Origin of the sequence: uncultured Methanobrevibacter sp. (assembly GCF_947169325.1) — an archaeon.
Lineage (GTDB): Archaea > Methanobacteriota > Methanobacteria > Methanobacteriales > Methanobacteriaceae > Methanocatella.
The window spans coordinates 1-3,714 of record NZ_CAMVPN010000135.1; the positions used below are offsets into that span (position 1 = coordinate 1).

4 protein-coding genes are annotated in these 3,714 nt (G+C 34.9%); all 4 read left to right on the plus strand.

The window, feature by feature from the left end:
- Positions 1-976, plus strand: a 976-nt coding sequence (locus tag Q0W26_RS11715; protein ID WP_298525669.1) for a tryptophan--tRNA ligase, incomplete at its 5' end; no start/stop codon positions are given.
- Positions 973-1,584 (plus strand): stage II sporulation protein M, encoded by a 612-nt coding sequence (locus tag Q0W26_RS11720; protein WP_298525671.1) that lies wholly within the window; start codon positions 973-975, stop codon positions 1,582-1,584. The genes Q0W26_RS11715 and Q0W26_RS11720, both read left to right, overlap by 4 nt.
- Positions 1,585-1,624: 40 nt before the next feature.
- Positions 1,625-2,821, plus strand: coding sequence for a threonine synthase (gene thrC / locus Q0W26_RS11725; RefSeq protein ID WP_298525673.1), 1,197 nt, complete (start codon positions 1,625-1,627; stop codon positions 2,819-2,821).
- A 258-nt stretch (positions 2,822-3,079) separates the two neighbouring features.
- Positions 3,080-3,280 (plus strand): histone family protein, encoded by a 201-nt coding sequence (locus Q0W26_RS11730; RefSeq protein WP_292784110.1) that lies wholly within the window; start codon positions 3,080-3,082, stop codon positions 3,278-3,280.
- Positions 3,281-3,714 lie beyond the last annotated feature (434 nt).

Consider the following 3,714-nt stretch of genomic DNA (forward strand, 5'->3'; position numbering starts at 1 on the left):
GAAGAGGGGAGTAATTTTCGGTCACAGGGAATTTAATGAAATTAACAATTTAATCAATCAGAATAAGGACTTCGCTGTTGTAACAGGCATGATGCCGAGCGGTCAGATGCATATAGGCCATAAGATGGTGGTTGACCAATTGAAATGGTATCAGGAAAAAGGAGCAATGCTGTCCCTGCCGATTGCAGATTTGGAATCCTATGCCGCACGTGGAATGAGCTTTGAAAAAGGCCGTGAAATTGCAGTGAATGAATACCTAACAAACTGGATTGCATTAGGTCTTGACCTAGAAAAGGACAATGTCAATGTCTATCTTCAGTCTCAAAATAAGTTGTTGCAGGATTTGGCTTTCAAAGCATCAAGCAAAACCAATTTCAATCAGCTTAAAGCCATTTACGGTTTTACACCTTCAACAAACATTGCTCACGTTCAGGCACCTTTGGTTCAGGTTGCTGACATTTTGCTTCCTCAAATTGAGGAATTTGGAGGTCCGAAAAAGGTTGTAGTGCCGGTTGGCATTGACCAGGATCCTCATATCAGGCTAACAAGAGACATTGCCCAAAAGCTCCATGAGGATTTGGGATTTTTGACTCCTGCTTCAACATATCATAGGTTCCTCACAGGATTGACTGGCGATAAGATGAGCAGTTCCAAACCAACAACTGCAATATACCTCAATGACACTCCTAAGGAAGCTGCCAAAAAGGTTAAAACTGCCAAAACTGGTGGAAGAGAAACCTTAAAAGAGCAACAGGAATTGGGTGGAGATGTAGACAAGTGTGTAATCTATGAGATGCTGCTATACCACCTGATTGATGATGACGAAGAGCTTAAAAAAATCAGAACAGAGTGTTTGAACGGAACATTGCGTTGCGGAGACTGTAAGGTCAGAACTGCCGAACTGATGGAAGAGTTCTTCGAAGAGTTGCAGGACAAACAAGCTGAAGCCCGTGAGATTGCTAAAACATTGATATGATGATTGGAGAAGTTAAGAGGGCTTTCAGTGAAAACAAGTGGGCTATTATTGTATCAATAGCCATACTTTTCATATCTTTAATTTTAGGCTACGTATTGGAGCCTAACTTATATGACTATTTTAACCCTGTTGTTGATGATTTTACTCAAAAGGTAGACTCTGGTGTCATTCAATTAACGTTTCAGGACATATTTTTCAATAATTTCAGAATAATATGTCAGATGTTTATTTATGGGATTATCTTTTGCTTTTCAGCTTTGATATTGGCTTTCAACGGATTTTTTGTAGGCTATTATGTGGCAACTACTGAAAATTTGTATTATACATTGCTTTTAATAATTCCTCATGGCATTTTTGAGTTTTCATCCTGCATTTTGGCGTGTGCCGGTGGTTTCGTTTTGTTTAATTTCATGTATAAGTTCCTAAAAACTTTTTGGAAGTATGAAAATGAATCCGCTTCTGAAAGTTTCAGAGTCTCATTCATTGAAAACTTCGATAAATTAAAGCAGGCTCTGATAATATTTGCAGTTGCAGCAATTTTAATGGTAATTGCAGGTTTTGTTGAAGTTTATCTGACAGTTCCGATTGCAAATTATATTATAGGTTAAACTTTTATATTAACGATTAAAAAAATAATATTGTGATTTTATGATAAGATGTGTTTCATGTGGACAAGAATATGATGACGATGAAGTAATCTACACATGTGAAAAGTGTGGATCCGTACTTGAACTCGTCAATGAAATTGATGTTTCTAAAGATATATTTGAAGGTAGAAGAGATAATTTATGGAAATTTAAGGAATGCATTCCTGTTGATGAAAGCAAAATAGTTTCCCTTGATGAAGGTGGAACCCCATTCTGCAAATGCGATAAGTTAGGCGAAGAACTTGGCGTTAACCTATACGTTAAAGTTGAAGGTTCCAATCCAACCGGAAGTTTCAAAGACCGTGGCATGACTGTTGGTATGACAAAAGCTATGGAATTGGGAGTAAGCACAGTTGGATGTGCTTCAACAGGTAACACTTCCGCATCACTTTCAGCTTATGCTGCCCGTGCAGGTTTAAGATGCATTGTATTTTTACCTTCAGGAAAAGTGGCTTTAGGAAAACTGGCTCAGGCAATGTTCCACGGCGCTGAAGTAATGTCCATCAACGGAAACTTTGATGAAGCTTTAGAAGCGATGACTGCTCTTGCTTTAGAAAAACATCTTTATTTATTAAATTCAATTAACCCATACAGATTGGAAGGGCAAAAAACCATTGGTTATGAAATTGTCCGTGATTTGGGATGGCAATCTCCAGACAGGATTATCCTACCTGTAGGAAATGCAGGAAACATTTCAGCTATTTGGAAAGGTGTCAAGGAATTCTATGATGCAGGATTTATTAAGGATTTGCCAATGATGACCGGTATTCAGGCGGAAGGAGCATGTCCAGTTACAAATGCATTTAAAAAAGGAGATAAAAGGGTTGTTCCTGTAGAAAACCCTGAAACTATCGCTACTGCTATCCGTATAGGTGCTCCTGTAAGTGATATTAAGGCATTGAATGCAATTTACGATTCAAACGGATATTCAGAAACAGTAACTGATGAAGAAATATTGGATGCTCAAAAACTTCTTGCAAGAACAGAAGGTATTGGTGTTGAACCGGCTTCTGCAGCTTCAATCGCAGGTCTTAAGAAGCTTGTTGCTCAAGGAGTAATTGACAAAGGAGAAACAATAACATGTGTCGTTACAGGACACTTGCTTAAAGATCCAAACACTGCTATCGATGCTTGTACCCAACCAACTCAAGTGGATGCTGATATCGATACTTTAAGAGAAATTCTCATGAATAAATAAGATTAACAATTTTTAAATCTTATTTACTATTTTTATTTTTAATTTTGCTTTTTAATTTCAATTCTTTCGAACTAAATTAACACTTTTTTTGATTTAAGTATTGTATGAAAAACATTTCGAAATACAATACGTGCACTTTTCATGAATAAAAAGTTTTCATTACATTGATGAAATCTTTCAAAATCAACACTATTAAACCAATATATTTATATATAAGCAAATTTAAATTATCTATTAACAAATTAATGAGGTGAAATAATGAGTGAATTACCAATTGCTCCTGTAGGAAGAATCTTAAAAAATGCTGGTGCACAAAGAGTAAGTGATGACGCAAAAATTGCATTAACCGAAGCAATCGAAGATTACGGTAATGAAATCGCAGCAAAAGCTGTTGGATTTGCACGTCACGCTGGTAGAAAAACTGTAAAAGCAGAAGATGTAAAATTAGCAATCAAATAGATTTGTTAGTTGATCATTAGATAGTAATTTTTTACTATCTCTTTTACACTTTTTACTATTTCTTTTTCTTTTTTTCATTTATTTATTTTCTAATTTTGACCTATTTTTAGATACCTTTATATACTATGCGAACTAACTTATTATTGTCTAGTTCTCTAGAATTATTTCATTGATTACTAAATTTTTATTTTTAGTTTTGCTAAAAATTATATAAAATTCAGAAGTATTTGTATTGAAAGTCTAATCCCTCTTGTTTTTTTATTACGGGATTATATTTAGTGATATATGAATTATTCAAGAATTAGTATTATAAAACCGTGTTAGATTAGTCTATAGAATTATTGGAGTAATTTACGTGGTTGAATATATAATTTACATTATATTATGATTCAAAAGAATTATAATATCTGCCGATGGATGGCATAGCCAGATGA